The organism is Streptomyces mesophilus (genome assembly GCF_040300965.1).
Lineage (GTDB): Bacteria > Actinomycetota > Actinomycetes > Streptomycetales > Streptomycetaceae > Streptomyces > Streptomyces mesophilus_A.
Map to the genome: position 1 here is coordinate 1 of NZ_JBEPEW010000187.1, position 13,756 is coordinate 13,756.

Consider the following 13,756-nt stretch of genomic DNA (forward strand, 5'->3'; position numbering starts at 1 on the left):
CGCGCAGGACGTCGAGGATCGCCCGCTCCGCCGCCAGGTCGGCGGCCGTGGCGAAGTCCCCGGCGCCCTTGTCGATCCGGTCCAGGTCCCGCCCGTACATGCCCCGTACGACATCCGCTCCGGCGCGTGCGGCGGCTGTCGCGACACCGGAATCGTCAAGCCCCACCCATGAGTTGATCATCCCCGCACTCTAAAGGGCCCCGCTCAAAAGGGCCCCCGCGATCCGCCCCCCGGCGGACCACAGGGGCCCAGGCACGCGAGGTGCTACGCGACGATCCAGTCGCTGGTGGCGATCACCGGCTGCACACCGTCGCGGTGGATCGTGCCCTCGATGAGGCCGTACATCCGGTCCGCCGCGTAGTACACCTCGTTGTCGTTCTTCAGGCCGAACGGCTCCAGATCGACGAGGAAGTGGTGCTTGTTGGGAAGGTTGAGGCGGACCTCGTTGACCTTCGGGCAGTGATCGAGGACCCGCTCGGCCATCTGGTTCAGGGTCTGCTGCAGCGAGTAGCTGTACGTCTCGGCGAACGCGTCGAGCAGGTGCGAGCGGACCTTCGCGTACGAGCGGTCCCAGTCGAACTCCTCGTCGGACGCGGCCGCCGCCGAGTACGCCCAGCGCGAGGTGACCTTGGTGGCCAGGATGCGGTCGTACGCCTCCCGCAGGGTCGTGTACTTGTCCTTGATGAAGCCGTGGAACTCCGAGTTGGTGGAGTTCATGACGGTCAGGTCCTTGAGACCGGAGATCACCTGGAGCTGACCGGTGTGCTCGCTGAAGGTGATCTGCGAGGTGCGGGTCTCCTGCCCCTTGCGCACGAAGGAGTGCTGCTCCTTGCGCGTGGGCACGGAGATCCGTTCCCAGGCGTACTCCTCGATCCGGATCTGCGCCTCGTGGATGGGTGCCTGGGAGGTCACGAAGTGCTTGGCGAGCAGGATGCCGAAGGCCTCCGGCGAGGTGATGCCGTGCTCCTTGGCGAAGGCGTAGACGGTGTTCTTTGTGGTGTCCGTCGGCAGGCAGTTGGCGTTGTCGCCGGTGAGGTGGACCTCGCGGAACTCGCCGCGCAGGGCGACCGAGACGTTCAGGTCGCGGATCTCGTGCCAGGAGCCGTCGCTGCCCTTGCGGGTGACGTGGACGACGCGGTTCTCGGCCTTGCCGTACTGGTTCTGGGCGAGTACGTGCTTGGTCATCAGCCTGATCCTTCGGGTACGTGGATACGTCGATCCCGTACGCCCGGCGTCCAGCGCCCCGTCTCACGGGCGCTCCCCGCCGTCCGGTCCGCGCGGTGCGGACCGCCCCGGGCCTGACGTGCATCCCGGTCCGTCGGTGCCTACGGATTGGAGCACGCCGGGGCGGTGGGTCGCAGGTGGCCGATCACCCAAGATGGGGGCGGTGGTCTTGTGCGGTACGACATGGCGTCCGCACTCAACCTCCGCCCCCGGTAAGGGCCTTGGACCGGCTCTTACGGTTCCAGACGGGCGATCCGCCCCTTCTCGCCGGAGGCCCAGCAGCCGAAGTCCTCGGCGCAGTCCACGGTGTCGAAGGATCCGGTGTCGAAGGCATTCCAGGTGCGGCCGCCGTCGAGGGTGACATCGGTGCCCGTCGGGCCGACCGCCAGCGCCACCGACTTCGTGTGCGGCACCCACGTCACACCGGAGCGGTAGGCCGGGACCGGCTCGGCGGAGGTCTCCCACGTACGGCCGCCGTCCCCGCTGACCGCGGACGCGTTCGGCGATGCCTGGTCGGCCCGGTAGTCGCCGCCGACGGCGATGCCCTGCGTACGGGAGCGGAAGGCGAGCGCGAAAACGCCGCGCGCCGGATCGCCCGCCGGAATCGGGGTCTCGGCCGCCGTCCAGGTCAGCCCGCGGTCCTTCGAGTGCAGTACGCGCGCGGTCGCACCGCCGCCGGTCGCCAGCCACACATCGGAGCGGCCGTGGCTGACCAGGCACTGCCCGCTCGCCGCGAACCCGGCCTCACCGGTCTGCGCCGGCGGCATCCCCTCACTGGGCAGTACCCGCCAGCTGCGGCCGCCGTCGCTCGTGGACAGGATCCGGTACTTGCCGTCCACGGGATCGCTCATCGCGAGCCCGTTCTTCGAGTCGAAGAAGGTGATGCAGTCGTAGAAGGCCCTGGGCTCGTCGTTGCGGAAGGCCTCGGTCCAGGTCTTCCCGCCGTCCTGCGTACGGAAGACCCGCGACGCCTCCCCCTCGCCGATGGCCAGCACCACCGCCCGCTTGCGGTCGAAGGCCTCGATGTCACGGAACTCCAGCTCACCGGCGCCGGGCGGCGACACGTTCGCCCAGCTCGCCCCGCCGTCGGTGGTCCGCAGCACGGTCCCCTTGGAACCGGCCACCCACGCGGTGCTCCGGCTGACGGCGGCAAGCCCGCGGAAGCGCACCTCGGCGCCGCTGGGCTTGAGCTTCCAGCCCAGATTCTTCGTATACGTGGATATGCCGCCGCCGTTCCCCGCAGGCGACCCGTCGCTGTCCGCCGCCTGGGCGGGCCCGGACAGCACCGCCGCCACTGCCGCGACACACGCCCCTGCGGCCACCGAGCGGCGCATGCGCCTCGACTTCCCCATAGCTGTCATGCGCGGCGAAGCTAGCCGACCGGGCGCGGGCCGTCCAGGGGGCGTGGACGCGTCAACCAGCGCGGAAGAGCCGGGCGTTGGACCTGACGGGTGTGCGGCATGCGGGTGTGCGACGTCAACTCGGCGGGTCCCCCGCGCGGCGGTCGCGCCCGCCCGCGTACGCCCCTAGCGTGACGCGAAACCCCGAGCGGCTTCGGACGGGCACGCCCCGCCGCCCACGCGCCCGATGCCGCTCGGCAGCGCGCGGTGACACACGTCACGGCACCGCGCGTGCACGGATTGAGGAATTCCGCCGTCTATTTCAATGCAGGCCCATCCAGCCAGCCGTCGTAAGGGAGCCAGGGGTTGTCCACCGTCATCGAGCAAGACGTCGAAGCTCGACTCGTCGCCGCCGCGCCGCGGATGCCCACGATTCCCGCGACGCTGTCCTACGACCGCAACGATCCCTTCGCCGTGCGCATGAGTTTCCCCGCGCCCGCCACGCTCGAGGGCGTGGACGTGTCCTGGGCCTTCGCACGCGAGCTGCTGATCTCCGGGATCGAGGGCCCGGCCGGTGAGGGCGACGTACGGGTGCGCCCGTACGGCTACGACCGCACCGTGCTCGAGTTCCACGCCCCCGAGGGCACCGCCGTGGTCCATGTCCGCACGGGCGAGCTGCGCCGCTTCCTCAAGCGCGCCACGGCCCTGGTCCCCGCCGGACGCGAACATCTGCATCTCGACGTGGACCAGAACCTGGCGGAGCTGCTCGGCGGCGCGTGCTGAGGCTCGGCACCTGCCGGGACCCGGCGCCTGCGGGGCGGATACGGCCGCTCAGGCGAACAGCTGGTTGAGCTCCCGTACTCGGATCAGCCGAACAGCTCGTTGAGCTCCCGTACTCGGATCAGGCGAACAACTCGTTGAGCTCCCCGTACTCGATAGCGCCCGCCATCTGCGTGTACCCGCCGGTGGTCAGGACCTCCTTCGCGGCCCGCCGCACCAGGCCGTGCACGGCCTCCGCGATCCGCCCGCCGACGCTGATCCGCGCCACCCCGAGCCCCGCGAACTCGCTCACGCCGGGTGCCCCGGGACCCGCCAGGACGTTCAGCGGTGCGTCGATCGCGTCGACCAGCTCCTTGACCGTGCCCACGGCCACGACGCCGGGCACGAAGATCCCGTCGGCGCCCGCCTCCCGGTAGACCGCGGCCCGGCGCACCGTCTCCGCGAGCCGGCCCTCCTGCTCCCCCACCTGCCGCAGATACGTGTCGGTGCGCGCGTTGATGAACAGCGGCACCCCGGCCTCGTCCGCCGCCGCGCGGGCCGCCGCGATCCGCTCGGCCATCTCCTCGTCGGTGAGCAGCCCGGCGCCGACGGAGTCCTCGATGTTGATGCCGACCGCGCCGGCCTCGAGGATCGCGTGCACGGTGACGGCCACGTCCTTGGGCAGCTCGCCGTAGCCGCGCTCGATGTCGGCGGTCACCGGCAGCTCGACCGCTCCGGCGATGCTCCGCACCGCCTCGACCGCACGGTCACGGCCCAGGTGATCGCCGTCCGCGGCTCCCAGCTCCCAGGAGATGCCCGAACTCGTGGTGGCGAGGGCCCTGGCCCCGGCCTCCTGGACGATACGGGCCGAGGGGATGTCCCAGACGTTGGCGAGGACCAGCGGCTGTCCGGGGGTGTGCAGGGCGTGCAGGGCGCGGGCCTTGGCGATGAGTGCAGCGGTGTTCGTCATGCCCCCACTCAATCAAGCGCGCGGCCTTCGGCGCTGGCGGAAATCCGACATCGAGCTGCGGGAATCGGACATCACAGCGGGGCGACCCCTCTCGGACCTCGATCGGCAGTCGACGGAGATCGGTTGACAGTTCGACGAGCACCCTCTTACGGTGTAAGGGCTTCTGTTGCCGCCGATTGGAGAAGGACGTTGCTCGTCTGAGGTCCTGAGACACCGACCGCGCCTGATGCAGTGCTCGATCACTGTGCGCGTCGTGTGCGACCTCGGCATATGAGCCGTCCTCTTGCGGAACAGGGCTTTTTCTCTGCCCTGAGACGTTCCTGAATCCCTTCACGGAACGTCCCGCCGGGACCTTTCCTCTCTCCGAGCTGTTGCCCGCGGTGTCTCGTACGTCGCCCACCACCCACCACGCGACCTCGAGAGGCAGCTCATGTCTACTTTCCCCACCTCTGTTTCCGCCACCGCGCTCGACTTCACCTGGCCCGACGGGACCGAGGTCTTCGCCGGTCTCCAGCTCGCCGTGGGTCCCGGCCGTACCGGCCTGATCGGTCTCAACGGCTCGGGGAAGTCAACCCTGTTGAAGCTGATCGCCGGTGAGCTCACGCCTTCCGACGGTGCGATCCGGATCGCAGGCGAGGTCGGCTATCTGCCGCAGAACGTCACGCTCGACACCACGCTCAAGGTCGACGAGGCGCTCGGCATCGACCGCACCCGCGCCGCGCTGCACGCCATCGAGGCGGGCGACGCGAGCGAGGAGAACTTCACGGCGGTCGGCGACGACTGGGACGTCGAGGAGCGCGCCGTCGCGATGCTCGACCAGCTGGGCCTGGGCCACATCGGCCTCGACCGCACCATCGGCGAGGTCTCGGGCGGCGAGTCCGTGCTGCTCAGACTGGCGGCGCTGCTGCTGCGGCGACCGGACGTACTGCTGCTCGACGAGCCGACGAACAACCTCGACCTGTACGCGCGACGCCGGCTGTACGCCGCCGTCGAGGGCTGGTCCGGGGTCATGATCGTGGTCAGCCACGACCGTGAACTCCTCGATCTGGTCGACCAGATCGCCGATCTGCGTTCGGGCGACATCGTCTGGTACGGCGGCAACTTCACCGCGTACGAGGAGGCGCTCGCCGTCGAACAGGAGGCGGCCGAGCGCATGGTGCGCGTCGCCGAGGGCGATCTGAAGAAGCAGAAGCGCGAACTGACCGAAGCGCACGTCAAGTTGGCGAAGCGAGTGCGCTACGGCAACAAGATGTATGCGCAGAAGCGCGAACCGAAGATCATCATGAACGCACGCAAGCGCGAGGCCCAGGTCTCCGCGGGCAAGCACCGCATGATGCACGAGGAGAAGCTGAAGGAGGCGAAGGAACGGCTCGACGAGGCGGTCGAGGCCGTACGCGACGACGACGAGATCCGTGTCGATCTCCCGTTCACCGCGGTGCCGCCGGGCCGCGAGGTCCTGACCCTGAGGGATCTGGAGCTGGCGTACGGGGCGACGGCGGGTGGACTCGATCTGCGCGGACCGGAGCGGATCGCCCTGATCGGGCGCAACGGAGCGGGCAAGACCACGCTCCTGCGCACGATCACCGGGGAACTCGCCCCGGTCGGCGGCGAGGCCGTCCCGCATGTGCCGCTGCGTTTCCTTCCGCAGCGACTCGACGTCCTGAACGACGCGTTGACGGTGGCGGAGAACGTGGCGAAGGCCGCGCCCGGCGCCACCAACAACCGGATCCGGGCGCGCCTCGCCCGCTTCCTGTTCAAGGGCGCACGGGCCGACCAGCTCGCGTCGACCCTCTCGGGCGGCGAACGGTTCCGTGCGGCGCTCGCCGCCCTGATGCTCGCCGAGCCCGCCCCGCAGCTCCTGATGCTGGACGAGCCGACGAACAACCTGGACATCGCGAGTGTGCGCCAGCTCACAGGCGCACTCGACTCGTACGAGGGCGCACTGATCGTGGCGAGTCACGATCTGCCGTTCCTGGAGTCGATCGGTATCACCCGATGGCTGCTGCTCGACGGCGAGTTGAGGAACACGTCTCCGGAGGAGGTACGGGAACTGATGGCCATGAACTGACGCGCCAGGGGTACGCGAGTGGGCGTTCCACCACTACTCCCGTACCCCACGGGGCGGGACAAACCGGACGGCGAGGGCCCCTGATCAGGGATCTCCTTTATGCGGCGCTTAACCTACGGTCTCGTAACCTACGAGTCCGTAGGTACGGCGTTCCTCCGCCATGCCTGCGCGTCCCCTGCCCCAGTCCCCAGGAGCACCCGTGACCCTCACCTCGCCCCACCTCGGCAGTCCGACCGGCTGGACGGACGCCCGGTTGCTGTACGCGCTGGAAGAGGTTGTGGAAACCGAGCTCAACCGGCATCTCAAGGTCACCAAGGACTGGATGCCGCACGAGTACGTCCCCTGGTCCGACGGCCGCAACTTCCCCGGTTTCTTCGAGGACGGGGAGGCCTGGGACCCCAGCCAGTCCAAGGTCACCGAGATCGGCAAGATCGCCCTGGTCGTCAACCTGCTGACCGAGGACAACCTCCCCAGCTACCACCACGAGATCGCCTCCCTCTTCGGCCGTGACGGCGCCTGGGGCACCTGGGTGCACCGCTGGACCGCGGAGGAGGGCCGGCACGGCATCGTGATGCGCGACTATCTGCTCGCCTCGCGCGCGGTCGACCCGGACAAGCTCGAGCAGTTCCGCATGGTCCACATGTCCGAGGGCTTCGAGTCGGACAACCGGCACTCGATGCTGCACTCGGTCGCGTACGTGGCCTTCCAGGAACTCGCGACCCGGATCTCGCACCGCAACACCGGCCACCAGTCCGGTGACCCGGTCTGCGACCGCATGCTCTCCCGTATCGCCACGGACGAGAACCTGCACATGGTCTTCTACCGCAACCTCCTGAAGGCCTCGTTCGAGCTCGCCCCGGACCTGACCATGCAGGCGGTCCGCGATGTCGTCGTCAACTTCCGGATGCCCGGCCACGGCATGCCCGGCTTCGAGCGCGCCGCGGCGCAGATGGCCATCGGCGAGATCTACAACATGCGCATCCACCACGACGACGTGCTCTCGCCGGTGCTGCGCCACCTCAAGGTCCTCCAGATCGACGGCCTCGGCCCCGAGGGCCTCAAGGCCCAGGAGGAGCTGGGGATGTTCATGGACGGCCTCGACTCGGAGGCGAGCAAGTTCGACGAGAAGCTCGCGGCCCGCAAGGCGCGGATCGCGGCGCGCGCCAACGCCTGAGCGCTGAACGCCGGTTGAGGGGCGGGCCGTCACGGTCCGCCCCTTCGGCATGCCCGGGCCTCGTGTGCGGTGCGAGAACTCGCTACTCAACGGCCCCTGGCCTGCGGCATCATGCGCTGCATGGCGTACACCACCGCGCGGGAGCGCGCCGTCTCCTATCTCCTCTCGCTGGCCGACCCGGACGATGCCGGCCGTATCGAGCAGCGCATCGGCCTGGCCCCGCAGAACGCGGTCGAGCACGGCCTGGAGACGGAGGCCGTCCGGCGGACGTGGTCCGGGGCCCGGCATCTGCCGGTCGCCGTACTGCACTGGGTGATGCAGCAGGACGATCCCGAGCTCAATGTCCTTGTCTGCAGGCACCCTTCGGCCGACAACGCGATACGCCGCCAGATCCTGCGCGGGGTGCCGTGCGCACCGGAGTCGAAGCGGTCCGTGCTGCGCGTCTCACCGCAGCTGAACCACGGCAGCGAGGAGGCCCCGCTGCCGGGGCGCTTCCATGAGCTGGGCGTGATCGGCACGCTGCGTGCGGCGCACACGCGCGGCGCGGGCCGGTCGGCGGCGAGCATGGTCCTCGACCGCCACGACTGGGCGGCGGTGACGCGAGCGGACCTGGATCACGCACTGCCCGGGTACGCGCGCTGGGCCCTGGCCGTACGGCACGACTGCCCGCCGGAGCTGCGCCGGCAGTTCGGTACGCATGCCAAGTTCCACAACCGGGTGCGTGCGGCAGGGGCGTTCGACTCTCCCGAGCAGTTCGCCCTGGAGCACGCTCCGGCCGTGGATGTGCTGGCCGTGCTGTCCCTGGGGCACCGGCTCTTCCCGCAACGCCTCGCCGACGCTTCGGATGCGCTGCGTCCCCTCGTACGCGAGAACCTGGCCGGCCATACGGAGGCGTGGGCGGTGCTCGCGCAGCTGGTGGAGGAATTCCAGGGCGGCGTGGAGGAGTTGGTGATCACTGCTGGGGCCATCGCTTGACAGGTGAGGGGGCCGGGGTGGCTGGATTCGAACCAGCGTGACCCAGTTTTGGAGACCGGCGCGACTGCCTCTGCGCTACGCCCCCGGCCCTTGTCGCGGATCATAGGCCGCTTCTGCCGTATGCGGCACCGACTTGATCCACTGCGGGGCGTAAACCGTTCGTCCGTTGTCAGATCCTCCTGGTACCAATGACGCACGGGGAAGGCACGGGGGGTGGGGGTATGGAGGGGCGCCGGCGGCATGTGATCGATCTCGCCGACCGCCGTGCCGTCGAGCGTCATCGTCCGGCGGCACCGGAGACGGTGGCGGAGGCGGTGCGGCTCAAGGAGGCCGCGCTGCTCGACTTCGGGCTGACCGAATCGGCGGTCGCATCCTGGCTGTATGCGAAGTGCCCGCACCAGATACCGACGACCGCGGTGGACACGGCGGCCGTCGTCGCCTCCGGTGACGGGTCCTGTCTGCTGCTCTTCAACCCGGACTTCTTCGTACGACTCGGCCTGGACGGCGTGAAGTTCGTGCTGTTCCACGAGGCGCGGCACCTGGTGCACCGGCATCTGTTCACCGAGCCCGAGCTCCAGGCGGACCCCGTCTTCGAGCTGGCGGCCGAGGTGGCCATCAACCATGTGGCGCTGGTGCGGCTCGGCCGTGACGCCCTGCCGCTGCTCGACGGCGTACCGACCGGTGTCGACCCGCGGCGGGTCCACGCCCTGTATGAGGCCGACTTGCGGGTGCAGGACCTCGCGCCGCTCCCGTACGAGGAGTTCGTGCACACCGATCTGCGGGTCTACGGCGAGCTGCGCCGGATGAAGCATCCGCCGGTCGCCGCACCCACGCTCTGCGTGCACATGACGCACGGTGCGCTGCCGGCCGATCCGGAGACCGTCGGCGCCGTCGCCTCGTCGGTGCTGCTCAATACGTTGCTCGCCGCGCGCCGTGGACACCGGGGCGCGGAGCAGGAGTTGCTCGATCTGATGGGGCGCACCGAGGACTCGGCGGGCGCCGCGAAGCTCTGGGGAAATCTCGGCGCGGGCGTCCTGCGCGGCGAGACGAGCCGCACCCGCAGGATCGACTGGTGGCAGCGCTGGCTGGTCGACGTGCTCGGCTCCAAGCTGGCCGACGGTGAGCGGCTCGTCTATCCGAAGAAGCGCGGCGCGCTGCTCGCGGCGCTCGGTCAGGACCCGACGCTGTCGCGGCGCGGACCGGTGCGGCACAAGGTCCTGGTGATCGCCTACGACACCTCCGGTTCGATGCCGGACGAGGTGCTGGAATGGCTGACCACTCTGGTCGGTGAGATCGACGGGGTCGAGGCGCACTGGCTGGCGTTCGACGCCGAGGTCTGGCCGTTCAAGCCCGGTGAGCGGGTGCTCGGTGGCGGCGGCACGAGCTTCCAGGCCGTCGTCGACTATGTCGAGGGCCGCACCACGGTCGGCGGACGGCCCTTCGAGGAACGGCCGGACGCGGTGGTCGTCCTCACCGACGGCTATGCGCCGCCGGTCACCCCCGCGGACCCGGACGCGTGGATCTGGCTGATCACCGAAGGCGGCCACGACTGGCCCGAGACCCACTCCCCCGCGATGGACTGCCATCGCGTCGCGACAGGATCGAGATGACGAGCACCACCACCGAGCAGACGGCCCGGCCGCGGCGGGCCCTGTCCCGGCTCGAGGAGTTCATCGACGCGATGATCGACCTCGGGCAGACCGGCCAGATCTTCGGCGAGCACGGCATCGGCAAGACGGCCACGTTCTTCTCGTACGTCCAGGAGTCACGTCCCGAGGCGACGCTGGTCTACGTACCGGCGGCCAATCTCACGCCGGACGACCTCCTGGTGAACGCTCCGGTGCGCGATCCGCGCACCGGTGAACTGGTGCTGCGGCAGCTGGTGATGAGCCAGTTGAAGCCGGGCCGGCCGTTCGTGCTGCTCATCGACGACTCGCTGCAGGCCGGCGACACCATCCAGTCGCAGCTGATGCAGATCGCCTGCGACTGGACGCTCGGCGAGCACGATCTGCGGGCGCTCGGCTGCATCGGTGTCTTCCTCACGGACAACGAGTCGCTGGCCGAGACCTCCGCCCGGCGCAGCGATCTCGCGCTGCTCGACCGGATGGTGACCTTGCGGATCGGTGCCAACGACACCGCGTGGCGGGAGCATCTGGCGGCGAAGTACCGGGAGTGGGACCTCACCGGGGTGTTCACCGTGTGGGCCTCGCTCAGCCCCGCGCTGCGCGAGCTGCTCTCGCCCCGGACCCTGGACCACATCCTGGCCAACGCCCGCGAGGGCTTTCCGCTGCGCTGGGGGCTGCCTCTCGTCGGCGGTGAGCGACTGCGTCTTGAGGACACCGGGACGAAGGGCGCGGGCAACCGCACCTCCGAGATCCTCGACCGCATCGCCGGGGCCCTGGGCGTCCCGAACCCGTCCCGTATCGCCGATCCCGTGCGGCAGGTGGTGCGGGCCGCGCTGCGCAACCGCTGGACGGTCCTGCTCCAGGGCCCGCCGGGCTGCGGCAAGACGGAGCTGGTGCGCGAGACGGTCCGTGAGGGGCTCAGCGGCCGCGATCCGCTGTACTTCTCGCTGCCGGTGACGAATGTCGAGGACCTGTGCGCCCCGGTGCCTGCGGCCGACGGCTCCCTCGACAACCTCCTCGCCGCGCCCTTCACCGGCCCCGAGCCCAAGGCGATCGTGTGGGACGAGTACAACCGGCCCAAGGACAAGGCCGCGTTCGCGAAGCTGATGGAGATCACGCAGGAGTGGTCGCTCGCCGGGCGGCGGATCGCGAACCTGCGGGCGCAGATCGCGGTCCAGAACCCGCCGTACCACCTGGGCCGCAAGCTGCTCGTGGCGCGCAACAACATCGCGCAGGCCTCCCGCTTCACCGCGTCCCTGACGGTCGAGCCGGGCGACATCCCGGCCAATGAGTGGCTGATACGGCAGTACGGCGCCGATGCCGAGACGGTGCTCGAGTGGTGGAAGCACGACATCGACGAGGACGGCCGGGCGTGGATCACCAAGCGCACCCTGGAGCGGCTGATCAAGCTGCACCGCAAGGGACTTCCGCTGCATATAGGGACGGTCTATCTCGGGGACGGCGAGTACGCGCCGGTGCCGCTGACCGCGCTGATGGACCGGCTCGCGCAGCGCCAGGTGACCGGGCTGCGCGAGCTCGCCCGGGACCTGCCGGGCTGGGAGGAGCGGCTGCGCAAGGCGGCCGCACAGTCCAGTGAGGGCGCCGACGACACTGACGTCGTGCACCAGGTGCTCGCCAACGCCGAGCTGTCCCAACTGCGCAAGCACCGCAAGGCGGTGACCCGTCTGGTGGCACTGCTGCCGGCCAAGCTCCGGGCGACGTATCTGGTCGGGGCGGCGCCGGAGCAGCAGCGTTTCTGGACGGAGGTGTTCGTCTCGCTGCGCAAGCGGTGAGCCGGGCCGCCGTCAGAGCTGCTCTGCGGGTGGTGGCGCGGTGCGGTGAACGCTGCGGACGGCCGCGATCGCGTCGGGAAGCGCGGGGGCGGGGACATGCGCGCTCAGCTCGTTCAGGCGCCGTTTGATGCTGGACGCGATCGAGGAACCGAGCACGAAACGGGTCGCGGTGGCGGCGTGTACGGCGGTGTCGAGGAGCCGGTGCGCCTCGCGGCTGCGCAGTCCCGTATGGCTCAGGACCAGGTGGACCAGACGGTGTTCCTGCCCGGCGAGCGCCTGGGCGACCGCCGTGGCCGCGGCCAGATCCAGGTGGTTGTCCCCCGCTGCGAGCGTGCGGGCCGCGCGGACCCGGCCGAGGTCGAGCACCTCGACCCCGGCGGTGATCGCGGCCACCGCGAGGCGGGCCGCGGCGAGCGGTCCGATGCCGTTGCTCGCCACGGACAGCCGGGTGAGCCGCCCGTACGGCGCCCGGTCGAGCGCCTCCGCAAGGTGCTCGGCACCTGCGTCGCCCAACTGCGCGGCGGATACGTACAGTTCGCCGACCGCGCCCGCCGAGACCAACGCGCCGAGCACGCGGCCGCCCGCGGCACCGAGCGGATTGCCGCCGACGAAGAGCCGCTCCACCGTGCGGCCCTCTCCGGTGGCGGTGTGCAGCGCGTCCACGAGCACCGCGAGACCCGCCGGATCGAGTCCGGTCTGGACGAGGTCGAGCGTGCGCAACGTACGGACCGCTTCGACCAGTTGGGCCGCCGCCTCCCCGCCGGCCGGGCCCAGCGGGTTGCGCTTGAGCCAGAGTCCGGCCACCACGGTCGGCGAGGCACGCAACTGGTCGGCGATGCGGCAGGCTCCAGGGGCGGTGATGCCGTTGCAGCCCAGGTACAACGTCTCGACCCGCCCTTGTTCGGCCGCCCTCGTCGCGGCGAGGGCGCCCTCGTCCCCCAGCCCGTCGGTGCCGAGCAGCACATGACGTACGGGGGCATCCTGTGCACCGTCCGACGCGTGCGCCGACGCGGCCGTACCGACCGCCGATTCCCGCAGCGCGTCGGCGATCAAAGCCGCGCCCGCCGCGCCGAGTTCCTGTTTGCACAGGTCGAGGCGGCCGTCGGGCAGCGCGGTACCGGCCGTGAAGTCCAGGCGCTGCTCGGCTCTTTCGCCGCCCCGCAGCCAGTCGAGCAGCGGCGCGAGATCGGCGAGCGGCCTGGGCACCACACTCGGCACCCCCGCGAACGGCTGCTCGGGGAGGTCCTCGGGGCCGGTCACCACGCTGCCTCCCGGTAGTCCTTGAGGAACACACCGGAGACCGGGTCCCCTGCCTCACCGCGCACGATCGGGTCGTAGACCCGTGCCGCCCCGTCCACGATGTCCAGCGGGGTGCGGAAACCCGCCCCCGCCATCCGGGACTTCTTGGGCGCGGGGTTCTCGTCGGTGATCCAGCCGGTGTCCACGGCGCACATGTGCACGCCCTGGCCCGCGAGTTCGGCGGCGCTGGTGCGGGTCAGCATGTTGAGCGCGGCCTTGGCCATGTTGGTGTGCGGATGCCCGGGCATCTTGTTGCGTACGGCGAACCGGCCCTCCACGGCGGTGACGTTCACGATGTAGCGGCGCGGCCGCGGTGCGGCGAGCAGCAGCGGCAGCAGCCGGTCGCAGAGCAGTGCCGGTGCGAGCGCGTTGACCAGCTGGGTCTCGAGGACCTCGGCCGGATCGAGTTCTCCGAGCTTGGCGGACCAGGAGTTCGCGGGGGCGGGATCGGGCAGCAGCCCGGCCTCGTCGACCTCGCGCAGGAGGCCCGCCTCGCCGGCCCCGCCCAGGACGCCCGCCTCGCCGGCCC

Annotated in this window: 11 protein-coding genes, 1 tRNA gene and 1 pseudogene; 6 read left to right on the forward strand and 7 right to left on the reverse strand. The window is 70.4% G+C overall.

The window, feature by feature from the left end; all coding sequences use genetic code 11:
- From ABT367_RS37035 to ABT367_RS37045, 3 genes and pseudogenes are all read right to left on the reverse strand, one after another.
- Positions 1-181, reverse strand: a pseudogene (locus ABT367_RS37035) (inositol monophosphatase family protein); the annotation flags it as partial.
- 83 nt (positions 182-264) lie between these two features.
- A complete protein-coding gene (gene pucL, locus ABT367_RS37040; protein WP_352257797.1) occupies positions 265-1,185 on the reverse strand; it encodes a factor-independent urate hydroxylase in 921 nt (306 codons plus the stop codon).
- 272 nt (positions 1,186-1,457) lie between these two features.
- A complete protein-coding gene (locus ABT367_RS37045) occupies positions 1,458-2,585 on the reverse strand; it encodes a YCF48-related protein (protein WP_352257799.1) in 1,128 nt (375 codons plus the stop codon).
- 345 nt (positions 2,586-2,930) lie between these two features.
- Here ABT367_RS37045 and ABT367_RS37050 point away from each other — a divergent pair, with 345 nt between their 5' ends.
- Positions 2,931-3,347, forward strand: a complete 417-nt coding sequence (locus tag ABT367_RS37050; protein WP_199550467.1) for an SsgA family sporulation/cell division regulator — start codon at positions 2,931-2,933, stop codon at positions 3,345-3,347.
- 118 nt (positions 3,348-3,465) lie between these two features.
- Here the strand turns inward: ABT367_RS37050 and ABT367_RS37055 are convergent, their stop codons facing one another.
- The gene (locus ABT367_RS37055; protein WP_352257801.1) at positions 3,466-4,293 is read right to left on the reverse strand and encodes an isocitrate lyase/PEP mutase family protein; all 828 of its coding nucleotides are present in this window, start codon (positions 4,291-4,293) and stop codon (positions 3,466-3,468) included.
- A gap of 430 nt (positions 4,294-4,723) precedes the next feature.
- Between ABT367_RS37055 and ABT367_RS37060 the strand changes: the two genes are divergently transcribed.
- From ABT367_RS37060 to ABT367_RS37070, 3 genes are all read left to right on the forward strand, one after another.
- Positions 4,724-6,361, forward strand: a complete 1,638-nt coding sequence (locus ABT367_RS37060) for an ABC-F family ATP-binding cassette domain-containing protein (protein WP_352257803.1) — start codon at positions 4,724-4,726, stop codon at positions 6,359-6,361.
- Positions 6,362-6,560: 199 nt separating this feature from the next.
- The gene (locus tag ABT367_RS37065) at positions 6,561-7,535 is read left to right on the forward strand and encodes an acyl-ACP desaturase (RefSeq protein ID WP_352257805.1); all 975 of its coding nucleotides are present in this window, start codon (positions 6,561-6,563) and stop codon (positions 7,533-7,535) included.
- A 120-nt stretch (positions 7,536-7,655) separates the two neighbouring features.
- Positions 7,656-8,510, forward strand: coding sequence for a hypothetical protein (locus tag ABT367_RS37070; RefSeq protein WP_352257807.1), 855 nt, complete (start codon positions 7,656-7,658; stop codon positions 8,508-8,510).
- 12 nt (positions 8,511-8,522) lie between these two features.
- Here the strand turns inward: ABT367_RS37070 and ABT367_RS37075 are convergent.
- Positions 8,523-8,595, reverse strand: a tRNA-Trp gene (locus ABT367_RS37075).
- A gap of 136 nt (positions 8,596-8,731) precedes the next feature.
- On the opposite strand from ABT367_RS37075, the gene ABT367_RS37080 reads away from it, so the two are divergent.
- Together ABT367_RS37080 and ABT367_RS37085 are read left to right on the forward strand one after the other, a co-directional pair.
- Positions 8,732-10,120 carry a vWA domain-containing protein gene (locus ABT367_RS37080; RefSeq protein WP_352257809.1) on the forward strand — a complete coding sequence of 463 codons (1,389 nt, stop codon included), beginning with the start codon at positions 8,732-8,734 and terminating at the stop codon, positions 10,118-10,120.
- The gene (locus tag ABT367_RS37085; RefSeq protein ID WP_352257811.1) at positions 10,117-11,928 is read left to right on the forward strand and encodes an AAA family ATPase; all 1,812 of its coding nucleotides are present in this window, start codon (positions 10,117-10,119) and stop codon (positions 11,926-11,928) included. The genes ABT367_RS37080 and ABT367_RS37085 overlap by 4 nt, the downstream gene beginning before the upstream one ends.
- A 12-nt stretch (positions 11,929-11,940) precedes the next feature.
- On the opposite strand, the gene ABT367_RS37090 is transcribed toward ABT367_RS37085, so the two are convergent.
- Together ABT367_RS37090 and ABT367_RS37095 are read right to left on the reverse strand one after the other, a co-directional pair.
- On the reverse strand, positions 11,941-13,191 hold the full coding sequence (locus tag ABT367_RS37090; protein ID WP_352257813.1) for a ribonuclease inhibitor: 1,251 nt from the start codon (positions 13,189-13,191) through the stop codon (positions 11,941-11,943).
- Positions 13,185-13,756: SDR family oxidoreductase (locus tag ABT367_RS37095; RefSeq protein WP_352257815.1), on the reverse strand; the 572-nt coding region annotated here is incomplete at its 5' end. The genes ABT367_RS37090 and ABT367_RS37095, both read right to left, overlap by 7 nt.

Excerpts from the sequence above, each read along its gene's own strand:
- pucL (WP_352257797.1), bottom strand. The coding sequence starts at position 1,185 with ATGACCAAGCACGTACTCGCCCAGAACCAGTACGGCAAGGCCGAGAAC.
- ABT367_RS37045 (WP_352257799.1), bottom strand. The coding sequence starts at position 2,585 with ATGACAGCTATGGGGAAGTCGAGGCGCATGCGCCGCTCGGTGGCCGCA.
- ABT367_RS37055 (WP_352257801.1), bottom strand. The coding sequence starts at position 4,293 with ATGACGAACACCGCTGCACTCATCGCCAAGGCCCGCGCCCTGCACGCC.
- ABT367_RS37060 (WP_352257803.1), top strand. The coding sequence starts at position 4,724 with ATGTCTACTTTCCCCACCTCTGTTTCCGCCACCGCGCTCGACTTCACC.
- ABT367_RS37070 (WP_352257807.1), top strand. The coding sequence starts at position 7,656 with ATGGCGTACACCACCGCGCGGGAGCGCGCCGTCTCCTATCTCCTCTCG.
- ABT367_RS37080 (WP_352257809.1), top strand. The coding sequence starts at position 8,732 with ATGGAGGGGCGCCGGCGGCATGTGATCGATCTCGCCGACCGCCGTGCC.
- ABT367_RS37085 (WP_352257811.1), top strand. The coding sequence starts at position 10,117 with ATGACGAGCACCACCACCGAGCAGACGGCCCGGCCGCGGCGGGCCCTG.